The organism is Streptomyces sp. NPDC093546, assembly GCF_044765045.1.
GTDB lineage: Bacteria > Actinomycetota > Actinomycetes > Streptomycetales > Streptomycetaceae > Streptomyces.
Genome location: NZ_JBIWJG010000007.1, coordinates 404,302 through 425,892, shown reverse-complemented (window position 1 = coordinate 425,892; position 21,591 = coordinate 404,302). Strand labels below are relative to the sequence as shown.

The 21,591-nt window shown below is 73.7% G+C and carries 18 protein-coding genes and 1 rRNA gene; 15 read left to right on the top strand and 4 right to left on the bottom strand.

All coding sequences use genetic code 11. The features are described 5' to 3' along the window. The 3 genes from rrf to ACIRNI_RS19090 all read left to right on the top strand — a co-directional run. Positions 1-92: ribosomal RNA gene (gene rrf, locus ACIRNI_RS19100) — 5S ribosomal RNA — on the top strand; the annotation flags it as partial. A gap of 256 nt (positions 93-348) precedes the next feature. After that, complete coding sequence (locus ACIRNI_RS19095; protein WP_403552528.1) at positions 349-1,380, top strand: hypothetical protein; 1,032 nt, start codon at positions 349-351, stop codon at positions 1,378-1,380. Beyond that, the gene (locus ACIRNI_RS19090) at positions 1,377-2,075 is read left to right on the top strand and encodes a tetratricopeptide repeat protein (protein ID WP_403552527.1); all 699 of its coding nucleotides are present in this window, start codon (positions 1,377-1,379) and stop codon (positions 2,073-2,075) included. The genes ACIRNI_RS19095 and ACIRNI_RS19090 overlap by 4 nt, the downstream gene beginning before the upstream one ends. Positions 2,076-2,122: 47 nt before the next feature. Here ACIRNI_RS19090 and ACIRNI_RS19085 read toward each other — a convergent pair whose 3' ends face one another. Continuing rightward, positions 2,123-3,412, bottom strand: coding sequence for a DUF1015 domain-containing protein (locus ACIRNI_RS19085; protein WP_403552526.1), 1,290 nt, complete (start codon positions 3,410-3,412; stop codon positions 2,123-2,125). Positions 3,413-3,482: 70 nt separating this feature from the next. On the opposite strand from ACIRNI_RS19085, the gene ACIRNI_RS19080 reads away from it, so the two are divergent. The 4 genes from ACIRNI_RS19080 (at position 3,483) to ACIRNI_RS19065 (ending at position 7,737) form a co-directional block, all read left to right on the top strand. Continuing rightward, on the top strand, positions 3,483-4,547 hold the full coding sequence (locus ACIRNI_RS19080; RefSeq protein ID WP_403552525.1) for an HAD-IIA family hydrolase: 1,065 nt from the start codon (positions 3,483-3,485) through the stop codon (positions 4,545-4,547). A 231-nt stretch (positions 4,548-4,778) separates the two neighbouring features. Then, positions 4,779-5,792: a FecCD family ABC transporter permease gene (locus ACIRNI_RS19075; protein ID WP_403552552.1), complete on the top strand. Its 1,014-nt coding sequence runs from the start codon at positions 4,779-4,781 to the stop codon at positions 5,790-5,792. A gap of 20 nt (positions 5,793-5,812) precedes the next feature. Beyond that, entirely contained in the window at positions 5,813-6,826 is a 1,014-nt protein-coding gene (locus ACIRNI_RS19070) for a FecCD family ABC transporter permease (protein WP_403552551.1), read from the top strand. Between the two features lie 89 nt (positions 6,827-6,915). After that, positions 6,916-7,737 carry an ABC transporter ATP-binding protein gene (locus ACIRNI_RS19065; protein ID WP_403552550.1) on the top strand — a complete coding sequence of 274 codons (822 nt, stop codon included), beginning with the start codon at positions 6,916-6,918 and terminating at the stop codon, positions 7,735-7,737. Here ACIRNI_RS19065 and ACIRNI_RS19060 read toward each other — a convergent pair. Next, a complete protein-coding gene (locus ACIRNI_RS19060) occupies positions 7,726-8,073 on the bottom strand; it encodes an SCP2 sterol-binding domain-containing protein (protein WP_355356978.1) in 348 nt (115 codons plus the stop codon). The two genes, ACIRNI_RS19065 and ACIRNI_RS19060, sit on opposite strands and share 12 nt — an antisense overlap. Before the next feature lie 42 nt (positions 8,074-8,115). Between ACIRNI_RS19060 and ACIRNI_RS19055 the strand changes: the two genes are divergently transcribed. The 6 genes from ACIRNI_RS19055 (at position 8,116) to ACIRNI_RS19030 (ending at position 14,236) form a co-directional block, all read left to right on the top strand. Further along, positions 8,116-8,403 (top strand): hypothetical protein, encoded by a 288-nt coding sequence (locus ACIRNI_RS19055; protein ID WP_403552524.1) that lies wholly within the window; start codon positions 8,116-8,118, stop codon positions 8,401-8,403. 7 nt (positions 8,404-8,410) lie between these two features. Continuing rightward, positions 8,411-9,226 (top strand): TlyA family RNA methyltransferase, encoded by an 816-nt coding sequence (locus tag ACIRNI_RS19050; RefSeq protein ID WP_403552523.1) that lies wholly within the window; start codon positions 8,411-8,413, stop codon positions 9,224-9,226. Then, positions 9,223-10,149: an NAD kinase gene (locus ACIRNI_RS19045; protein WP_355356982.1), complete on the top strand. Its 927-nt coding sequence runs from the start codon at positions 9,223-9,225 to the stop codon at positions 10,147-10,149. Before ACIRNI_RS19050 ends, ACIRNI_RS19045 begins: the two co-directional genes overlap by 4 nt. 202 nt (positions 10,150-10,351) lie before the next feature. Further along, positions 10,352-12,070, top strand: a complete 1,719-nt coding sequence (gene recN, locus ACIRNI_RS19040) for a DNA repair protein RecN (RefSeq protein ID WP_403552549.1) — start codon at positions 10,352-10,354, stop codon at positions 12,068-12,070. Between the two features lie 222 nt (positions 12,071-12,292). After that, complete coding sequence (locus tag ACIRNI_RS19035) at positions 12,293-13,048, top strand: hypothetical protein (RefSeq protein ID WP_403552522.1); 756 nt, start codon at positions 12,293-12,295, stop codon at positions 13,046-13,048. Between the two features lie 90 nt (positions 13,049-13,138). Beyond that, on the top strand, positions 13,139-14,236 hold the full coding sequence (locus tag ACIRNI_RS19030; protein WP_403552521.1) for a glycosyltransferase family 4 protein: 1,098 nt from the start codon (positions 13,139-13,141) through the stop codon (positions 14,234-14,236). Between the two features lie 254 nt (positions 14,237-14,490). Here ACIRNI_RS19030 and ACIRNI_RS19025 read toward each other — a convergent pair whose 3' ends face one another. Further along, entirely contained in the window at positions 14,491-16,128 is a 1,638-nt protein-coding gene (locus ACIRNI_RS19025; protein WP_403552548.1) for a PucR family transcriptional regulator, read from the bottom strand. A gap of 160 nt (positions 16,129-16,288) precedes the next feature. On the opposite strand from ACIRNI_RS19025, the gene ACIRNI_RS19020 reads away from it, so the two are divergent. Both ACIRNI_RS19020 and ACIRNI_RS19015 read left to right on the top strand, forming a co-directional pair. Beyond that, positions 16,289-17,800: an APC family permease gene (locus ACIRNI_RS19020; protein ID WP_403552520.1), complete on the top strand. Its 1,512-nt coding sequence runs from the start codon at positions 16,289-16,291 to the stop codon at positions 17,798-17,800. A gap of 77 nt (positions 17,801-17,877) precedes the next feature. Then, on the top strand, positions 17,878-19,509 hold the full coding sequence (locus tag ACIRNI_RS19015) for a flavin monoamine oxidase family protein (RefSeq protein WP_403552519.1): 1,632 nt from the start codon (positions 17,878-17,880) through the stop codon (positions 19,507-19,509). On the opposite strand, the gene ACIRNI_RS19010 is transcribed toward ACIRNI_RS19015, so the two are convergent. Next, on the bottom strand, positions 19,506-21,311 hold the full coding sequence (locus ACIRNI_RS19010; RefSeq protein WP_403552547.1) for a glycoside hydrolase family 15 protein: 1,806 nt from the start codon (positions 21,309-21,311) through the stop codon (positions 19,506-19,508). The genes ACIRNI_RS19015 and ACIRNI_RS19010 overlap by 4 nt on opposite strands. Positions 21,312-21,591: the final 280 nt, after the last annotated feature.

Sequence of the window (21,591 nt, the reverse complement as noted above, 5' to 3'; positions counted from 1 at the left end):
CGCCCGGTTACATTCCGAACCCGGAAGCTAAGCCTTTCAGCGCCGATGGTACTGCAGGGGGGACCCTGTGGGAGAGTAGGACGCCGCCGAACAATCTTTCAAGGACCCTTGGTCCCAGCGTGCATGCTGGGACCAAGGGTCCTTTTTTCAATTGTGCGGGATTTTCCCGAAGCGCGTCGGACGGCCGACTGCGCGAGAATGACTGCGGTACCCGAATGACAGGAGTCATGCCCATGTCCACCAACTCCTCCGACGATCGTCCGGAGCGCGAGCCGCGTCGCAGGGACGGTGGCGAGCGGGGCGGCTTCCGGCGTGATGACCGCGGCGGGCCTCGTCGGGACGACAACCGTGGCGGTGGCTTCCGCCGCGACGACCGAGGCGGGCGCCCCGCCGGCGGCGGCTTCCGTCGTGACGACCGCCGTGACGATCGGCCCGGTTTCCGTCGCGATGACCGGCCCGCTGACAGGCGGGATGACAACCGCGGCGGTGGCTTCCGTCGTGACGAGCGCCGTGATGACCGGCCTGCCTTCCGGCGCGACGACCGCCGGGATGATCGACCTGGTTTCCGTCGCGATGACCGGCCCGCTGACAGGCGGGATGACAACCGCGGCGGTGGCTTCCGTCGTGACGACCGTCGTGACGACCGGCCTGCCTTCCGGCGCGACGACCGCCGGGACGACCGCCGTGATGACCGTCGTGACGAGAACCGTGGCGGCGGTTTCCGTCGTGACGACCGTCGTGACGACCGCGACCGTGGCGGGTTCCGCCGGGATGACAACCGTGGCGGTGGTGGCTTCCGTCGTGACGACCGTCGTGATGACCGGCCTGCCTTCCGTCGTGACGACCGTCGTGATGACCGTCGTGATGACCGCCGTGACGACCGGCCTGCCTTCCGTCGTGACGACCGCCGGGATGACCGGCGCGACGACCGCCGGGATGACCGCCGTGACGACCGTCGGGACGACAACCGTGGCGGTGGTTTCCGTCGCGGTGGCGACCGGCCGACGTTTCCGCGGGACGACCGGGCTCCGCGGCGCGATGACCGCGACCGCGGTGGGTTCCGTCGGGACGACCGCGGCGACCGCGGCGACCGCGGCACCTTCCCCCGCGACGACCGAATGCAGCGTCGGGACGATCGGCGTGATGACCGCCGCGACGACCGGCCTGGCTTCCGTCGTGACGACCGAGCGCGTGGGCCCCGCCGTGATGACCGCCGGGATGACCGTCGTGACGACCGGCGCGGTGGCGGCTACCGGGGGCGGGACGACCGTGGTGGGTTCCGGCGGGAGGACCGTGAGCGGGAGCCCATCAAGCGGCTGCCGATCCCGGCGGACGTCACCGGTGACGAGATCGACAAGGACGTGCGGCAGGAGCTCATGAGCCTGCCGAAGACGCTCGCCGAGGATGTCGCCAGGAATCTCGTGATGGTCGCCAAGCTCATCGACGAGGACCCGGAGCAGGCGTACGCGTACTCGCGCATCGCGCTGCGGCTGGCCTCGCGCGTGGCTGCGGTGCGGGAGGCGGCCGGCTTCGCGGCCTACGCCACGCAGAAGTACGCCGAGGCCCTGGCGGAGTTCCGGGCGGCCCGGCGAATGACCGGCAGCGTGGAGCTGTGGCCCGTCATGGCGGACTGCGAGCGCGGGCTGGGCCGGCCCGAGCGGGCGATGGCGATGGCCGGTGAGCCCGAGGTGCAGAAGCTCGACAAGGCCGGCCAGGTCGAGATGCGGCTCGTGGCCGCGGGGGCGCGCAGGGACATGGGGCAGCTCGACGCCGCCATCGTGACCCTGCAGAGCCCGGAACTGGCGTCGAACTCCATCCAGCCGTGGACGGCGCGCCTGCGGTACGCGTACGCCGACGCGCTGCTGGAGGCGGGCCGCGAGGACGAGGCGCGGGAGTGGTTCGCCAAGGCGCTGGAGGCCGACAAGGACGGCTCGACCGACGCATCCGACCGGCTCGCCGAGATGGACGGTGTCGAGTTCGTCGACGCCGCCATGGAGGACGGGGACGAGGACACGGACGCGGACGCGGACGACGACGCGGAGGAGCTGGACGCCGAGGACGGCGACCAGCGCTGATGACGAAAGGGCGGCACCCCATCCCGGGGTGCCGCCCTTTTCGCGTTTCAGCCCAGGGCGAGGCTGCGGAGCACCAGGCCCGTTGCGGGCTTCGGGCCGAATGACGTCGACTTGCGAGGCATCGTGACGCCCTGGCGGGCCAGGTCGCGCACGACCTCTTCCCGTACCGGATGCATCAGGACCGCCGTGCCGCCTCGGCGGGAGGCCAGGCCGACGGCGGCTTCGGTGTCGTGGATGTACGCGATGTGCTCGGGCGTGTCCGGGATCCGCCAGAGGTGGTCGATCAGGGTGGCGTGCAGGACCGTCGCGTCGAGCGTGCGCCAGGCTTCGGGGCGGTCCGCCGGGACCGTGCGGGCCAGCAGGGCGGGGTCGGGGCGGTCGAGGAGGTGGAAGCGGCCGTCGGCGCCGGTCAGGAGGAACGCGTTGCCTTCGGCGGCGGCGGAGGCGAGGGTCTCCATCGCCGACGGGAGCGGAGTGCCCTCGTCCAGGGTGCGTATGCGGAAGCGGTCGTCGAGGGCGGCGAGCGCGTCGGCGACGGGCAGGCGGTTCAGCAGGCGGTGGATGGCGCGGACCTGGAGGGGGTAGCGGGCGGTGTCGACGAGGAGGACCAGGCCGTAGTTCCAGGGGCCGGGGGAGGGGTGCTCCTCGCGCAGGCGCAGATAGGTCGCCCAGCGGTGGTGGCCGTCCGCGATCAGGGCCTGGTGGCGGGCGAGGTCGGCGGCGATCCGTTCCATGTCGGCCGGGTCGGTGATGGCCCACAGGCGGTGGCTGAAGCCGTCCTCCGTGGTGGTGGCGAGGACGGGGGCGCGCAGGGTGGTGCGTTCGATGACGGCGGTCGCGCCGGTGGCGCTGCCATTGCCGCGGTAGGTGAGGAGCAGGGGCTCCAGGTTGGCGGCGGTCGTACGCATCAGGGCCGCGCGGTCCTCGATGACGTGCGGCATGACGTCCTCGTGCGGCAGGACGACGCCCTCGGCGGGGGCGGAGAGCTCCAGGGCGCCGATGAGGCCGCGCTGGAGCACGTCGCCCTTGCGCTGCTCGTACACGTACAGGGCGGGCTCGGCCTCCGGGGTGAGGACCCCCTCGGCGAGCCACGCGTCGAGGGTCTCGGCGGCCTGGCGGTGGCGGGCGCCGTTGGTGGCGGCCTGCGGGAGGATCAGCCGGACGATGTTGTGGGGGTCGGCCGACTCCAGGTGGTTCAGGCCGTCGGGCCGTACGACGACGTCGTACGGCGGGGAGGTCACCGCGGCGAGGCTGCCCACCCGTTGGGCGTCGTAGCGCAGCCCACGGAAGGGGAGCAGGTGCAGACCGTCGTTGGCCGCGGGACCTGTGCTGTTCATCCCAGCATCGTATGTGGGACACGTCATGAGCGATGATCGAGGGAGTGGATTCGCAGGGAGGACGACGGACATGGCGCAGCAGCAGGGTGGCGACGACAGGACCCGCGCGACTCGGACGCGGCCGAGCGGGAGCGCGACCGCGCTGAGCGAGGCGTACGACACCGCGCTGCTGGACCTGGACGGGGTGGTGTACGCGGGTGGCGAGGCGATCGCGTACGCCGTCGACGCGCTGGAGGCGGCGCGGGCCGGCGGCATGCACCTGGCGTACGTCACCAACAACGCGCTGCGGACACCGGCGGCGGTGGCGGCGCACCTGACGGAGCTGGGTGTGCCGGCGGAGGCCACGGACGTGGTCACCTCCGCGCAGGCCGTGGCGCGGCTGATCGCCGAGCAGGTGCCGCAGGGGTCGCGGGTGCTGGTGATCGGCGGCGAGGGTCTGCGGGTCGCGCTGCGCGAGCGCGGACTGGTGCCGGTGGAGTCGGCGGACGACGAGCCGGCGGCGGTGGTGCAGGGGTACGGGGGGCCGGAGCTGCCGTGGGGGCGGTTCGCGGAGGCGTCGTACGCCGTCGCGCGCGGGGTGCCGTGGTTCGCGTCCAACACCGACCTGACGATCCCCGGCCCGCGGGGCATCGCTCCGGGGAACGGTGCGGCGGTGGAGGTCGTCCGTATCGCGACGGGGGCGGAGCCGCAGGTGGCGGGCAAGCCGCTGACGCCGATGCACCGCGAGACGATCCTGCGGACGGGCGCGGAGCGGCCGCTGGTGGTCGGGGACCGGCTGGACACGGACATCGAGGGGGCGTTCAACGGCGGCGTGGACTCGCTGCTCGTCCTGACCGGGGTGACCGATCCGGCGCGGCTGCTCGCGGCGGTGCCGGAGCACCGGCCTACGTACGTGGACGCGGATCTGCGGGGACTGCTGACCGGGCAGCCGGAGGTGACGGGGACGGCGGCGGACGGGTTCGGGTGCGGGGGCTGGACCGCGTCCGTGAGCGGTGACGGTGGTGCGCTGGTGCTGGAGGGCGAGGGCGAGGCCCTGGACGGGCTGCGCGCTCTGTGCGCGGCGGCGTGGACGCAGGCGGGGGCGAGGGCATGCGCGCTGGACGCGGGGAAGGCGCTGGCCCGGCTGGGGTGGTGACGGGGTGTCAGGAGCGCGGCTCAGGGCGGAAGGTGGTGTGTCCGGTCGGGTGAGCTGCCGTCGGTGAGGTGGCTCTTCGGCGCGCGTATGCCGGCCCGTCGGTGGCTCCGCAGCGCGCCGTGGCGCGGCGGATGGTGGGGCTTCGCAGGTCAGGCGGCTGGCGACCAAAGGAGGATAGGCTAACCTAACCGGGTGTTGGTCGAGAGTCCTTCCGAAGTGAGCGCGGAGCCGATACCCGCCGCCCCGCCGCGCAGGCGCCATTCGGTGCGTGCGCTGGGGTTGCTGGGGGCCGTCGGTGTCCTGCTGCTGGTGTGTGTCGCGAGCATCGTGATTGGGGCCAAACCGGTCCCCGTCGGGGATGTGTGGCACGGCGTGTTCCACAACTCCGGTACCGGCAACGACGTCGTCATCGCCGAGCTGCGCATGCCGCGCACCCTGCTGGGGCTGCTCGTCGGTGTCGCGCTCGGGCTGTCCGGCGCCGTCATGCAGGCGCTCACCCGCAATCCGCTCGCCGAGCCGGGGCTCATGGGCGTCAACGCGGGCGCCGCCGCCGCCGTCGTCACCGCCATCAGCTTCTTCGGGGTCACCTCCCTCGCCGGGTACGTGTGGTTCGCGTTCGCCGGGGCGGCGCTCGTCTCCGTCGTCGTGTACGTCCTCGGCGGCAGCCGCAGTTCCACCCCCGTGCGGCTCGCGCTCGCCGGAACGGCCACCACGTTCGCGCTGTACGGCTACGTCAACGCCGTACAGCTGCTGGATTCGGCGGCCCTGGACCGGCTGCGGTTCTGGACCGTGGGGTCGCTGGCCACCGCCGACATGGCGACCATCGGCAAGATCGCGCCGTTCATCGCGGTCGGGGTCGTCCTCGCGCTGCTGATCGCGCGGCCCCTCAACGCCATGGAGATGGGCGACGACACCGCCCGCGCGCTGGGCGCGAACCTCAACCGCACGCGCGTGCTCGCGATGGTCGCGGTGACGCTGCTGTGCGGTGCCGCGACCGCCGCCTGCGGGCCCATCGTCTTCGTCGGACTCGCGGTGCCGTACCTCGTACGGGCGCTCACCGGCCCGGACATGCGGTGGATCCTGCCGTACGCGGCGGTCCTCTCGCCGGTGTTGCTGCTCGGCGCCGACGTCATCGGGCGGGTCGTGGCCCGGCCCGCCGAGCTCCAGGTGGGCATCGTCACCGCGATCGTCGGCGGGCCCGTCTTCATCCACCTCGTACGCCGCAAGAGGATGGCCCAGCTGTGAAAGCGACACGCGCGATACGCATGCCCGGTGGGCTCTCCGTACGGGTCGAGCCGCGTGGCCTGGGCGTCGCCCTCGGCCTGCTCCTGGTGACGCTCGCGGCCGGGGTCGTCCTCATCGGCAGCGGTGACTTCCCCATCGCGCCCGCCGACGTCGTCGCCACGCTGCTCGGCGACGGCACGGCGGTGCAGGAGTTCGTCGTCCAGGAGCTGCGGCTGCCGCGCGTCCTCGTGGCGATCCTCGTCGGGGCCGGGCTCGGCCTGGGCGGCGCGGTCTTCCAGTCCCTCACCCGCAACCCGCTCGGCAGCCCCGACATGATCGGCTTCGGGCAGGGCGCGACGGTCGGCGCGCTCACCGTGATCGTGCTCTTCGACGGCGACGCCACCGCCGTCGCGGGCGGAGCCGTCGTCGGCGGCCTGCTGACCGGCGCGGCCGTGTACCTGCTCGCCTGGAAGCGGGGCGTCCACGGCTTCCGGCTCGTCCTCGTCGGCATCGGCGTGGCCGCCATGCTCACCGCCGTCATCCACTACCTGATCACCAAGGCGAACCTGGTGGACGCCACCCGCGCCACGGTCTGGATGACCGGCTCGCTGGAGGGGCGCGACTGGACCCAGTTCTGGCCGCTGCTCGCGGTGTCCTGCGCCCTGGTGCCCGTGGTCCTCGCCTACGGGCGGCCGCTGCGGATGCTGGAGATGGGCGACGACGCGGCGTACGCCCTGGGCGTGAAGGTGGAGCGCACGCGCGTGGCGCTCACCGCCTCCGCCGTCCTGCTCGTCTCCGTCGCCACCGCCGCGGCCGGGCCCATCACCTTCGTCGCGCTCAGCGCCCCGCAGGTCGCCCGCCGACTCACCCGCTCGCCCGGGCCGAACCTGGCCACCTCCATGCTCACCGGTGCCGCGCTGCTGCTGGTCGCGGACTGGACCGCCACCAACGCCTTCGGGGAGCGGCAGCTTCCGGTCGGCGTGGTGACCGGCGTCGTCGGCGGCGTGTACCTGCTGTGGCTGCTGGTCACGGAACGCAAGGCAGGCCGGATATGAGCCCCAAGAACCCCAAGAGCCCCACCAACCCCACGAACCACGAGAACACCGAGTTCGCCGAGAGCGCCGAGATCGCCAGGAGTACGTCCATGCAGCGCCAGCACCAGCGGCTCAGCGCCGAATCGGTCACGCTCGCCTACGAGCAGCGGATCATCGCCCGCGACCTGTCGGTCGAGATCCCGGACAACTCCTTCACGGTGATCGTCGGCCCCAACGCCTGCGGCAAGTCGACCCTGCTGCGCGCCCTGTCCCGGATGCTGAAGCCCGCCGAGGGCCGCGTGCTCCTCGACGGCCAGGCCGTCCACTCCATGCCCGCCAAGAAGGTCGCCCGCACGCTGGGCCTGCTGCCGCAGTCGTCCATCGCGCCCGACGGCATCACCGTCGCCGACCTCGTCGCCCGCGGCCGCTACCCGCACCAGGGGCTGCTGCGGCAGTGGTCCCCGGAGGACGAGCGGATCGTCCAGGAGTCCATGGACGCGACCGGCGTCGGCGAGCTCGGCGAACGGTACGTCGACGAGCTGTCCGGCGGCCAGCGCCAGCGCGTGTGGATCGCCATGGCGCTCGCCCAGCAGACGCCGCTGCTGCTGCTCGACGAGCCGACGACGTTCCTCGACATCCAGCACCAGATCGACGTACTGGACCTGTGCGCCGAGCTGCACGAGACGCAGGGCCGCACCCTCGTCGCCGTCCTGCACGACCTGAACCACGCGGCGCGGTACGCCACGCACCTCATCGCCGTACGGGGCGGGGAGATCATCGCCGAGGGCCCGCCGGCCGAGATCGTCACCGCCGAGCTGGTCGAGCGGGTCTTCGGCCTGCGTTGCCAGGTCATCGAGGACCCGGAGACGGGGACGCCGCTGGTGGTGCCGGCCGCCCGCAGGGCGCGCCCGGCGCCCGCGCTACAGAAGTGAGCGCAGGCGCAGCAGGTCGCGGAAGCCGGCCTCCAGCCTGACCCGGCCGGAGGCCCAGGCCTTGGCGAAGTTCAGCTCGCCGTCCACCAGCGCCACCAGGTCGTCGCCGGTCATCGCCAGCCGGATCTCGGCCCGCTCCGGGGGTGGTCCTTCGACCTGGTCGCGCACCTCGATCCGGCCGCCCGCGAGGCGGCCGGTGAAGGTGACGTCGAGGTCCGTGATGTGGCAGCTGAGCGTGCGGTCGAGCGCGGTGGCGTCGCGCACCTCGCCGTTCGCGCGCGTGAGGTTGTCGGAAAGTCTGTCGAGTGCGCTGCGGCACTCCTCGATCGTGGCCATCGCCACCGACCGTACCCCAGCGCTTCGCGGTAGCGTCTGGGCATGAGCGACGTGATGCCCGAGGACGGACCGCCGGCGGAGCCCGCGCCCCCGGAGGCGTACGGCACGGAGGCGTACGAGCCGGCGGTGCCCGCGCCCCTCGGCGTGGAGCGCGTGCCCACCGGCCACCCGGGGGTCGACGCCGGTCTCGAGCGGCTCGGAGACGCCGACCACCTCCCTGCGGACGGGCACCTGGAGGTGTACGAGGATGTACACCGGGGGCTGCGGGACGCGCTGACCGCGCTCGACGCGCGCCCGCCGATGCCTTCGCCGTACGAACACAGGAGCTGAACCGAACGTGGCAGGAGTCGCACGCCGCCGTCTCGACGCCGAGCTGGTACGCCGCAAGCTCGCCCGCTCGCGCGAGCACGCGAGCCAGCTGATCGCGGCGGGGCGGGTGACCGTCGGCGGCGCCACGGCCACCAAGGCCGCCACCCAGGTGGAGACCGCGGCCGCGATCGTCGTGGCCCAGGACGACACCGACCCCGACTACGTCTCGCGCGGCGGGCACAAGCTGGCCGGGGCGCTGGCGGCCTTCGTGCCGCGCGGGCTGAAGGTCGAGGGGCGGCGGGCGCTGGACGCGGGCGCGTCCACCGGCGGCTTCACCGATGTGCTGCTGCGCGCCGGGGCCGCTCACGTCGTCGCCGTCGACGTCGGGTACGGGCAGCTCGCCTGGTCGCTGCAGAGCGATGAACGCGTCACCGTCAAGGACCGTACGAACGTACGTGAGCTGACGCTGGACGCGATCGACGGAGAGCCGGTGGACCTGGTGGTGGGAGACCTCTCCTTCATCCCGCTGGGGCTCGTGCTGCCCGCCCTGGTGCGGGTGTGCGCGCCCGACGCCGACCTGGTGCTGATGGTGAAGCCGCAGTTCGAGGTGGGCAAGGAGCGGCTGGGCAGCGGGGGAGTGGTCCGCAGCCCGGAGCTGCGCGCGGAGGCGGTACGGGGGGTGGCCCTCCACGCCGCCGGGCTGGGGCTCGGCGTGCTCGGCGTGACCGCGAGCCCGCTGCCGGGCCCGTCGGGCAACGTCGAGTACTTTCTGTGGCTGCGGGCGGGGGCGCCCGCGCTGGATCCGGCGGATGTGGAGCGGGCTGTGGCGGAGGGACCTCGTTGACAACGACGACAGCGGCACCACGGGCGACCACCGGACGGACCGTCTTCCTGCTCGCGCACACCGGCCGGCCGGCCGCGGTGCGCAGCGCGGAGCTGGTCGTCCTCGGACTGCTGCGCAGCGGCATCGGCGTACGCGTCCTGGCGGCGGAGGCGGCGGACCTGCCGCTGCCGCCGACCGTGGAGACGGTCCCCGAGGCGACGCCCGACGTGCTCGACGGCTGCGAACTGCTGATCGTGCTCGGCGGTGACGGGACGCTGCTGCGCGGCGCCGAGTTCGCGCGCGCCTCCGGGGTGCCGATGCTCGGCGTCAACCTGGGGCGGGTCGGCTTCCTCGCCGAGGCCGAACGCGACGACCTGGACAAGGTCGTGGACCGGGTGGTGACGCGGGCCTACGAGGTCGAGGAGCGCATGACCCTCGACGTCGCCGTGTACGAGAACGGCGATGTGCTGCACAGCGACTGGGCGCTCAACGAGGCCGCCGTCCAGAAGGTGTCGGCCGAGCGCATGCTGGAGGTCGTCCTCGCGATCGACGGGCGGCCGGTGACGGGCTTCGGCTGCGACGGCGTGATCTGCGCGACGCCGACCGGCTCGACGGCGTACGCCTTCTCGGCGGGTGGGCCGGTGATCTGGCCCGAGGTGGAGGCGCTGCTGATGGTGCCGATCGGGGCGCACGCGCTCTTCGCCAAGCCGCTGGTGACCACGCCCGACTCGGTGCTGGCGGTGGAGGTCGAGCCGCACACGCCGCACGGCGTGCTGTGGTGCGACGGGCGCCGTACCGTCGAACTGCCCGCGGGCGCGCGGGTGGAGGTCCGCCGGGGCGCCGTGCCCGTGCGGCTGGCGCGCCTGCACCACGCGTCCTTCACCGACCGGCTGGTGGCGAAGTTCGCCCTGCCGGTGTCGGGGTGGCGCGGGGCGCCGCACTAGAACGGGCGGGTCTCCGCGCCGCCCGGGCCCGGTGGCGCCAGCGCCGCCCCCCCCCGCCACTCCGTGGAGTGACATCCGGGGAACACGTGCGTTGACCGGGGCCCGGATGACGCGGGCGCGACCTGCGGGATCGGCGACGCGGGGCGGGGGCCGTCGCACTCCGGGCTCCGGACCTCGTAAGGTCTTCTCCGTGCTGGAGGAGATGCGGATACGGTCGCTCGGAGTCATCGACGACGCGGTGGTGGAGCTGTCACCCGGTTTCACCGCGGTGACCGGCGAGACCGGTGCGGGCAAGACCATGGTGGTGACGAGCCTCGGGCTGCTGCTCGGCGGGCGCGCCGACGCCGCCCTCGTGCGGATCGGCTCGCCGTCGGCCGTCGTCGAGGGCCGGATCAGCGTGGCGCCCGGTGACGCCGCGGCCGTACGGGCCGAGGAGGCGGGCGCCGAGCTCGACGACGGCGCGCTCATCGTCAGCCGCACCATCTCGGCGGAGGGCCGCTCGCGGGCGCACCTGGGCGGGCGCTCCGTGCCCGTGGGCGTACTCGCCGAGCTCGCCGACGACCTCGTCGCCGTACACGGCCAGACCGACCAGCAGGGCCTGCTCAAGCCGGCCCGGCAGCGTGGCGCGCTCGACCGGTACGCGGGCGAGGCGGTCGCCGGGCCGCTCGCCAAGTACAGCGAGGCGTACCGGCGGCTGAGGTCCGTCTCCGCCGAGCTGGAGGAGTTGACCACGCGGGCACGGGAGCGGGCGCAGGAGGCCGATCTGCTGCGCTTCGGGCTCGCCGAGATCGAGGCGGTCGAGCCCCGCGCGGGCGAGGACGCCGAGCTGGCCGCCGAGGCGGAGCGGCTCGGCCACGCCGAGGCCCTCGCCTCCGCCGCCGCGCTCGCCCACGGCGCGCTCGCCGGCAACCCGGAGGACCCGGAGGCGGTCGACGCGACGACCCTCGTCGCGGGGGCGGGCCGGGCCCTGGAGGCCGTACGGTCGCACGACCCCGCGCTCGCGGCGCTCGCCGACCGGATCGGCGAGATCTCGATCCTGCTCGCGGACGTGGCGGGCGAGCTCGCCGGATACGCCGACAACCTGGACGCCGACCCGCGGCGGCTGGCCGCCGTCGAGGAGCGGCGGGCCGCGCTCACCTCGCTCACCCGGAAGTACGGCGAGAACATCGACGCCGTCCTGGCGTGGGCGGAGGACGGCGCCGCCCGGCTCACCGAACTGGACGGCGACGACGACCGGATCGGCGAGCTGACGGCCGAGCGGGACGCCCTGCGCGACGAGCTCTCCGGCCTGGCGCAGGCGCTCACGGACGCGCGCACCGAGGCGGCGGCGCGGTTCGCCGACGCGGTCACGGCGGAGCTGGCGTCGCTCGCCATGCCGCACGCGCGGGTGTCGTTCGCCATCCGGCAGACCGAGGACCCGGAGGGCGTCGAGGTCGGCGGCCGGACGGTGGCATACGGGCCGCACGGCGCCGACGAGGTCGAGCTGCTGCTCGCCCCCCACCCGGGGGCGCCGCCGCGGCCGATCGCCAAGGGCGCCTCGGGCGGTGAGCTCTCGCGCGTGATGCTCGCGGTCGAGGTGGTCTTCGCCGGCACGGACCCGGTGCCGACGTACCTCTTCGACGAGGTCGACGCGGGGGTCGGTGGTAAGGCGGCGGTGGAGATCGGGCGGCGGCTGGCCAAGCTCGCCAAGTCGGCGCAGGTCGTGGTCGTCACGCACCTGCCGCAGGTGGCGGCCTTCGCCGACCGCCAGCTGCTGGTGGAGAAGACCAACGACGGCTCCGTGACCCGCTCCGGTGTCACCGTCCTGGAGGGCGAGGACCGGGTGCGGGAGCTGTCCCGCATGCTGGCCGGCCAGGAGGACTCCGAGACGGCGCGGGCGCACGCGGAGGAGCTGCTCGCGGCGGCGCGGGCGGACGGCTGAGCGAAGGCTGCGGGAGCCCGCCGGGTGTTCTGCCGCGGGGTGCCGCGGGGTGCCGTGGGTGCCGTGGGTCCGCCGGGCCCGTCCGTCGGCGCTGACGGGTGCTTCGTGGTGCTGCTGCCGCGTGCCATGGGAGTGCCCCTCTCAACCGATCGTTCGGGTACGTCACACAGAGTGACAGACGCCACTGACAATCGACCCCGACCGCGGCCTAGGCTGGCCGTCATGATCGAAAACTTGAGCAGGAGCGCCGCCGCGTTCGGTCTCGCCGCCGGGGCCACCCGTGCCGTGTACGCGGGGCTGCGGCGGCGCCGGGGCGGCGACCGGCGCTGGGAGCGGACCAACTACGCCGGGCGGACCGTCGATCTGTACGCCGGGCCCGCCGTGGCCGTCGGGGCCGCCCTCGGCGCGCTGCCCGCCACCACCCGCGCCGCCGCCGCGCTCTCCGGACTCGCGGCCGGGGCCTGTGGCGCGTACGACGACCGGAACGGTGATCACCGGCGGGGCTTCCGCGCCCATCTCGGCGCGCTGCGCGACGGCGAGGTCACCAGCGGGGCCGTCAAGCTCTTCGGGATCGGCGCCGCCGCGCTGGCCGCGGGCGCGCTGCTCAAGGAGCGGCCCGTCGACAAGGTCCTCGCGGGCGTGGTGATCGCCGGCACCGCGCACCTGGTCAACCTCATCGACGTACGCCCCGGGCGGGCGGCCCTCGCCGTGCTCACGCTCAGTACGCCGGGGCTGCTGCGGGGGCCCGAACCCCTCGCCCTCGCGACCATGGGGGCCGCCGCGGCCGTCGTCGCCGACGACCTCGGGGAGCGCACCATGCTCGGCGACGCGGGCGCCCACGCGCTGGGCGCGGCGCTCGGTACCGCCGTCGCCGCCGCCAACGGCCGGTTCGGGCTGGTGGTCCACGCGGCCGGGGTCGTCGCGGCGGCGGTGTACGGGGACCAGGTCAGCCGACGTATCGCAGGTTCACCCATGTGAGCGATACGGGGTGCGAGGTTACGCCACCGGACACGGGAACGGGGCCTCGCTGGTGCCGGAACGCGCGTACGGACTGGCATTCTTGGGCGCGTGACACAGCTGCGTACGGTCCAAGTGCTCGGCGGCGGCAGCGCGGGCAGCAGCGCTCATGTCAGATCACTGGCCGCCGGGCTGGTGGCGAGGGGCGTGCGGGTGACCGTGTGCGCCCCCGCCGAACTCGACCACGACTACGACTACCTCGGCACCGGCGCCCACTTCGTGCCCGTGCCGCGGCGCAGCGACCCCGTCGCCATCGCGGTGCTGCGCGCCGCGTGCGCCGGCGCGGACGTGGTGCACGCGCACGGCGTGCACGCCGGGGTGCGGGCGGCGCTGGCGCTCGGTTCGCAGGCCCAGCAGCGCCATCGCGTGCCGCTCGTCATCACCTGGCACACGCGGACGCCCGCGGACGGCCCCGCCCGGGCGCGGCTGCTCCGGCTGATGGAGCGCAAGGCCGTGCGGGCGGCGGCCGTCGTGCTCGGCACCTCCTCCGAACTGGTGGACCGCGCGCGGCGGCGCGGCGCCCGCGACGCACGCCTCGGCCCCGTCTCGATCCCCGCGCCCCGGCGCGGCTCCGAGGCCGCGGACGGCAAGGCCCGCGCGGACCTCGGCGTGATGGACCGGCCGCTGCTGATGGCGGTCGGCGCGCTCGAAGCCCACCGGGGCTACGGCACGCTGCTGGACGCGTCCCGGCTGTGGCTGCGCCACGACCCCGTGCCGCTGGTGGCCGTCGCCGGCGAGGGGCGGCAGCGGGGCGCCCTGCAGCGGCGCATCGACGCCGAGGGCCTGCCGGTACGGCTGCTCGGGCGCCGCGACGACGTCACGTCCCTACTCGCCGCCGCGGACGTGGCGCTGCTCCCCAGCCGCTGGGAGGCCCGCGCCCCGCTGGCCCAGGAGGCCCTGCGTCTCGGCGTGCCGCTGGTCGCGACGGCGGTGGGCGGAGTGCCCGAACTCGTCGGCGACGCGGCGGTCCTGGTGCCGTACGGGGACGCGGGGGCGCTGGCCGAGGCGGTGGCGGGGCTCCTCGCCGACCCGGGGCGGCGGGCGGAGCTGGCGGCGGCGGGGCGGGTGCAGGCGGGGACGTGGCCGACGGAGGACGAGACGGTGGTGCAGGTGCTGAGTGTGTACGACGAGTTGTGCGGGGGTCGGTGAGGGGGCTTTTTCCCCACCCCGCCCCTTCCCGAACCGGGGGCTCCGCCCCCGGGCCCCGGGGGTACCTGTGGGGGCTGCGCCCCCACGCCCCGGCCCTGCGGCAGCTTCGCGCCGCTCCCTTCGGGCCCTGGTGCGTGTGTGGGGCTGCGTCCCCATACCCCGCCTCCGCGGCGGCTTCGCGCGCCGCGCACCCACAGGGCTCGACCCCCCCGCGGCACCTGCGGGGCCAGCACCCCACACCCCGCCCCCCGCTCTCAGCCCGTGTGCCGCCGCGCCCGCAGGGCCAGGGACAGGGCCAGCACCGTCTGCGGGTCGTCGAGGTCCGTGCCCAGGAGGTCGCCTATGCGGGCCAGGCGGTTGTAGAGGGTCTGGCGGTTGAGGTGGAGTTCGCGGGCGGTTTCCGCCTTGCGGCCCGCGTGGGCCAGGTAGGTCTCCAGGGTGGGGAGCAGGGGCGGGCGGGAGGTGCGGTCGTGATCGCGCAGGGGGCCGATCGCGCGGTCCACGAAGGCGGCCAGGGCGGCGCCCTCGCCATGGTGGCTCAGGCGCCACAGGAGCAGGTCGATGTCGAGGCGCCGCGCGTCGTACCAGGGGCGGTCCGGCAGGCCCTGCGCCGCCGTCGCGGTTTCGGCGGCGTGGCGCAGGCCCGCCGAGGCCGCGGCCCAGCCGCCCGCAACGCCCACCACGACGACCGGCGCCCCGGCACCCGTGGGCTCGAGGCCCGCGCGGGAGACGCCCGCCCGCAGGGCCGCCGCCACGCGGTCGGCGACCGCCGTGCGCTCGGACTCCGTGCGCAGGCCCAGCAGGAGCGGCACCCGGCCCTCGACCGGGCGGACGCCCAGCAGGACGGGCACGCCCACCGCGCCCAGCTCCTCCAGTACGGCCCGGGTCAGCAGGGACCAGTTCCCGGCGGGCGGCGACGCCGAGGCCAGGCGCATCACGACCGGCAGCAGGGGCCCGTCACCCGGCTTGAAACCGAGCACCCGGGCCTGCGCCGGCGCCTCCTCGGCGGGGATGCGGCCCTCCGCGAGGTCCGTCAGGAAGTCGCCCCGGCCCCGCGCCGCGAGCTCCTCCTCCTGCCGGGCCTGCATCAGCACCACCGCGAGGATGCCCGCCGCCCGCTCGGCCGCCATGCGGTGCACCGGCGACAGCACGCCCGATACGGACAGGAGCACCAGCCGGGCCCGGACCGATGCCGCGCCCGGGCCGCCGCCCGGCACGTCCACCAGCACCGCGCCCGCCGGCGGCTCCGCCTCCCGGGCCGCCCGCTGGCCGCGCAGCCCGTCCCACACCTGGAGCGGATCGGCGCAGACGGGACCGGCCTCGGTACCGGCGGCGTACAGCAGCTGCCCGTCCGCCGTCTCCAGGAACACCGGATTGGCGGCGAAGTCCGCCAGGATCGACAGCACCTGCGGCACCCCGCCCCCGCCCAGCAGCGCCTCCGTGCACCGCCGGTGCACCTCCTCGGCCTGCCGCAGCATCGCGTAATGACCGTTGACGATCTCGGTGTGGACCTCCTCCGTGACCGAGACGAAGGGCACCTCCCGGTGCAACTGCACCAGCGGCAGGCCCGCCGCCCGCGCCGTCTCCACGATCGTCGCCGGCAGCCGCGAGAACCGCGGCCCCAGCTCCACCACCAGCGCCGCGATCCCCCGCTCCGCCAGCCGCCGCACGAACGCCCGCTGCTCCGCCGGGCGCGTACCCAGCCCCAGGCCCGTCGTGAGGAGCAGCTCGCCGCCCTTCAGCAGCGACGCGATGTTCGGCACCTCACCGGCGTGCACCCAGCGCACCGTCCGGTGCAGCCGGTCCGCGCCCGCCACCACCTCCGGCAGGCCCCCGCGCAGACCGGGCAGCTCAAGCGCCCGCCGCACGGTGATCCCGCCCTGACCATCCATCGAGCTCATGCAGCGGGACGCTACCGGGCTCCCTGTTCCGCCGACATCACGCGCCGGTGACGACGTGCCGCACCGCTCGACAAGTCGTCGCCCCCACACGGCATTTGTATGACCGCATGTCGCTTGTGGCGTACGTCACGTCGGAGGAGGGTCTCCCGGCATGGCAGAGAACCACACCCCCGAAGCGCACCAGGTGCAACGGCTCAAGGCGAACTCCGTCGGACTGGTCGGCGTCGTCTTCATGGCGGTCGCCACCGCCGCACCGATCACCGCGATGACCGGAAACCTCCCCATCGCGGTCGGCTTCGGCAACGGCACCGGCGCCCCGGCCGGTTACCTCTTCGCGACGCTCGTCCTGACCGTCTTCTCCGTGGGATACGTCGCCATGGCGAAACGCATCACCGCGGCCGGCGCCTTCTACGGCTACATCTCGCACGGCCTCGGCCGGATCACCGGCATGGCCTCCGGCATGCTCGCGGTCCTCGCGTACATCGTCTTCGAGGCGTCCATCGTCGGCGTCTTCGCGTACTTCACCAAGACGACCGTCGCCGACCAACTGGGCGTGGATCTCCCGTGGATCCTGTACGCGGCCGGGATGCTCGCGGTCACCGCCGTCCTCGCGTACTTCGACATCAACCTCACCGCCAAGGCCCTCGGCGTGATGCTCGTCGCCGAGATCGCCGTCCTGTTCGCCGTCGCCACAGCGGTGCTGATCGCCGGCGGCGGCCCCGACGGCATCCCCACCGAGCCCATCAACCCCGCCAACGCCTTCACCGGCACCTCCGCCGGACTCGGCCTCTTCTTCGCCTTCTGGTCGTGGGTCGGCTTCGAATCCACGGCGATGTACGGCGAGGAGTCCCGCGATCCCAAGCGCGTCATCCCGCGCGCCACGCTCGTCTCCGTCATCGGCGTCGGCCTCTTCTACATCTACGTGTCCTGGATGACCATCGCGGGCAACGGCCTCAAGGGAGCCGTCGAGGTCTCCGCCTCCGCGACGCCGCTCGACCTGTTCTTCAACCCCACCCAGTCGTACATCGGGGCCTGGGCCGTGGATGCCTTCCAGTGGCTGCTGCTCACCGGCTCCTTCGCCTGCGGCATGGCCTTCCACCAGTGCGCCTCGCGCTACCTGTACGCCATCGGCCGCGAGGGCTTCCTCCACCCCGCCCTCGGCCGTACGCACGCCAAGCACGGCTCGCCGTACATCGCCTCGTACGTCCAGAGCGCCATCGCCGTCGCGCTCGTGGGCGCCTTCTGGCTCACCGGGCAGGACCCGTACATCCATCTGTACACCCTGCTCGCCATCCTCGGCACGATGGCGATCCTCATCGTCCAGACGCTCTGCTCCTTCGCCGTCATCGGGTACTTCCGCAAGAACCACCCCGAGGACCGGCACTGGTTCAAGACCTTCACCGCGCCCCTCCTCGGCGGCATCGGCATGACGGCGGTCGTCGTCCTGCTCGTGCTCAACATGGAGACCGCCGCGGGCCTCGCCGCCGACTCCCTCTTCTTCACCCTGATCCCGTGGATCGTCGGGCTCGTCTTCTTCGGCGGCCTCGCCCTCGGCTTCTACCTGCGGGCCAGGCAGCCGCAGCGCTACGAGATCATCGGCCGGATCGTCCTCGAGGACGCGGCCGAGCGTGAAGACGACGTTCCCCAGACCGCCACCGTCTGATCCCCGCCACCCGTCCGATCACCGCCACCGCCTGATCCCCGCCACCGTCCGGGCGAGTCCCCCTCCGAGGAGCCCCCATGTCCCGTACGCCCCTGATGCGCGCCCTGCGCGACATCGCCGCCCACCGCGCCGCCGCCGAGCGGCTCGACATGCCCGTCGCCGAAGTCCGCGGCTCCACCCGCCGCCAACTCCTCCAGCGCGCCGCCGCCCTGGGCCTCGCGGCGAGCGCCGGTGCCGCCGTGGCGGCCCGGCCGACACCCGCCCGCGCCGCCGAGACCGGCGCACAGCCCCGCATCGCCGTCGTCGGCGCCGGCATCGCCGGCCTCACCGCCGCCCTCACCCTCCGCGACGCGGGCCTCGCCTGCACGCTCTACGAGGCCAACCCCACCCGCGTCGGCGGCCGCATGTGGACGCAGCGCGACCACTGGGCGTACGGCCAGATCTCCGAGATCGGCGGCGAGCTGATCGACACCAGCCACAAGAAGATCCAGGAGCTCTGCCGCCGCTTCGGCCTGTCCCTGGAGGACTTCCTCGGCGGCGGACCCACCGGCGCCGAGGAGGTGCTGTGGTTCAACGGCACCTACTACCCCCGCCACCAGGCCGACGAGGACTTCAAGGCGGTCTACCAGCAGCTCCACCGGGACCTCCAGGAAGCCGGCGAGGTGAAGTGGAACCAGACCACCCCGGCCGGCACCGCCCTGGACAACATGTCGATATACGACTGGATCGAGAGCCGCGTCCCCGGCGGGCACTCCTCGCCGCTGGGCCGCTTCATCGACGTCGCCTACAACGTCGAGTACGGCGCCGACACCACCGAGCAGTCGTCCCTCGCGCTCGTCCTGCTGATGGGCTACCAGACCAATCCGGGCAACTTCAACGTCTGGGGCCTGTCCAACGAGCGCTACCACATCACCGGCGGCAACGACCAACTCCCGCGCGCCATCGCCGCCTCACTGCCCGCCGGCACCCTGCGCATGGGCTGGTCGCTGAGCGCCGTACGCGCCAACTCCGACGGGACGCAGACCCTCACCTTCAGCGAGGGCGGCACCACCCGCACGGTCACCGCCGACCACACGATCCTGTGCGTGCCGCTGCCCGTCCTGCAGCGGCTCGACCTCACCCAGGCGGGCTTCGACGCGCGCATGCGCGACCTCCTGCGCGACGCGCGCATGGGGCACTGCACCAAGCTCAACATGCAGTTCGGCACCCGCCCCTGGCGCGGCACCGGGCCCTGGCCGGGCGTCTCGGCGGGCGACTGCTTCACCGACACCGACGTCCAGCAGACCTGGGACACCACCAAGATCCAGCCGGGCACGGGCGGCATCCTCATCCAGTACGCCGGCGGCACCCTCGCCAAGACCCTCACCCCGGCCGGGCCGTTCTCCACCGAGTCCGACCCGTACGTCCGCGACCTCGTCGCCCGCCGCCTGCGCGGCATCGACGCCTTCTTCCCCGGCACCTCCAGGGCGTGGACGGGCCGCGCCCAGCTCTCCGCCTGGCACCGCAACCCGTACACGCTCGGCGCGTACTCGATGTGGCCCGTCGGCTACCTGCACCGGTACGCCGGCTACGAGGGCACCCCGCAGGGGCCCGGCGGCCGCATCCACATCGGCGGCGAGCACTGCAGTTACGACTTCCAGGGCTTCATGGAAGGCGGCGCGACCGAGGGTGAGCGCGCCGCCCGGGAGGTGATCGGAAAGCTCGCCTAGCCGCCGTACGCGCCCGAGGCCGTCAGCCGCAGTGCCGTGTCGATCAGCGGCACGTGGCTGAAGGCCTGCGGGAAGTTGCCGACCTGGCGCTGCAGGCGCGGATCCCACTCCTCCGCCAGCAGCCCCAGGTCGTTCCGCAGCCCCAGCAGCTTCTCGAAGAGCCTGCGCGCCTCGTCGACCCGGCCGATCATCGCCAGGTCGTCGGCCATCCAGAACGAGCACGCCAGGAACGCGCCCTCGTCGCCGGGCAGGCCGTCCACGCCCTCCTCCGCGCCCTCGGTCGGGTAGCGCAGGATGAAGCCGTCCTCCGTGGACAGTTCCCGCTGGATCGCCTCGATCGTGCCGATCACGCGCTTGTCGTCCGGCGGCAGGAAGCCCATCTGCGGGATCAGCAGCAGCGAGGCGTCCAGCTCCTTCGAGCCGTACGACTGCGTGAAGGTGTTGCGCTCCGGGTCGTAGCCCTTCTCGCACACGTCCCGGTGGATCTCGTCGCGCAGCGCGCGCCACCGCTCCAGCGGCCCGTCCGCGTCGCCCGACTCGATCAGCTTGATCGTCCGGTCCACCGCGACCCACGCCATGACCTTGGAGTGCGTGAAGTGCCGGCGCGGCCCGCGCACCTCCCAGATGCCCTCGTCGGGCTGGTCCCAGTGGTCCTCCAGGTACCGGATCAGCTTCAGTTGGAGGAGCGAGGCGTAGTCGTTGCGCGCCAGGCCCGTCATGTGCGCCAGGTGCAGCGCCTCGGTGACCTCGCCGTACACGTCCAGCTGGAGCTGCGCCGCCGCGCCGTTGCCGACCCGGACCGGGGCGGAGTTCTCGTACCCCGGCAGCCAGTCCAGCTCCGCCTCGCCGAGCTCGCGCTCGCCGGCGATGCCGTACATGATCTGCAGGTTCTCCGGGTCGCCGGCGACCGCGCGCAGCAGCCACTCGCGCCAGGCGCGGGCCTCCTCGCGGTAGCCGGTGCGCAGCAGCGAGGAGAGGGTGATCGCGGCGTCCCGCAGCCAGGTGTAGCGGTAGTCCCAGTTCCGCACGCCGCCGATGTCCTCGGGCAGCGAGGTGGTCGGCGCGGCGACGATGCCGCCCGTGGGGGCGTACGTCAGCGCCTTCAGCGTGATCAGCGAGCGGATCACGGCCTCGCGGTAGGGGCCCCGGTAGGTGCAGTGGTCGACCCACTCGCGCCAGAACTCGGAGGTCGCCTGGAGCGCGCCCATCGGGTCCGCCAGCGGCGGCTGCGGGTGGTGCGAGGGCTGCCAGCTGATGGTGAAGGCGACCCGGTCGCCCTCCTTGATCGTGAAGTCCGAGTACGTGGTGAGGTCCTCGCCGTGCGTCTCCACCTCGGTGTCCAGCCAGATCGAGTCCGGACCGGCGACGGCGACCGTCCGGCCGTCGACCTGGTGCACCCAGGGCACCACGCGCCCGTAGCTGAACCGCATGCGCAGCGCCGAGCGCATCCGCACCCGGCCGCTGACACCCTCCACGATCCGCACCAGCTGCGGCGCGCCGTCACGCGGCGGCATGAAGTCGGTGACGCGGACCGTGCCCCGGCCCGGGGTGTCCCACTCGGATTCGAGGATGAGCGAGTCGCCGACGTACCGGCGCCGGTCGGCGGCCGGTGGCTCGGCGTCGTCGGCGTACGCCGGCCCGATCCGCCAGAAGCCGTGCTCCTCGGTACCGAGGAGGCCCGCGAAGACGGCGTGCGAATCGAAGCGCGGCAGGCACAGCCAGTCGGCCGTGCCGTCCCGGCAGACCAGGGCAGCGGTCTGCATGTCTCCGATGAGTGCGTAGTCTTCGATGCGCCCGGCCACGTGCATCTCCAGTCGAACGGCCACGTTCGCCCCGTGGGGCGCTTACTGGTTCAGGGGGTCAAGGGAGAATGTCAGAGCAGAATACGATGCTGCCAGCTCCTCCGTGTGATCGTCCTGATGGGGCGGACACCTCCTTCTGAGCCGAACGGGTGCCCGACGGGTGCCCACTCTCGTGCCCGTCGCACGCCGTGCCAATCCAGGTGCCGCGCGTGCCCGGAAGCGGTCTCCCCCCGGCGCTGATACCCTGGTAGCCCGTGGACCGGTGGGCGCCGCACAACGA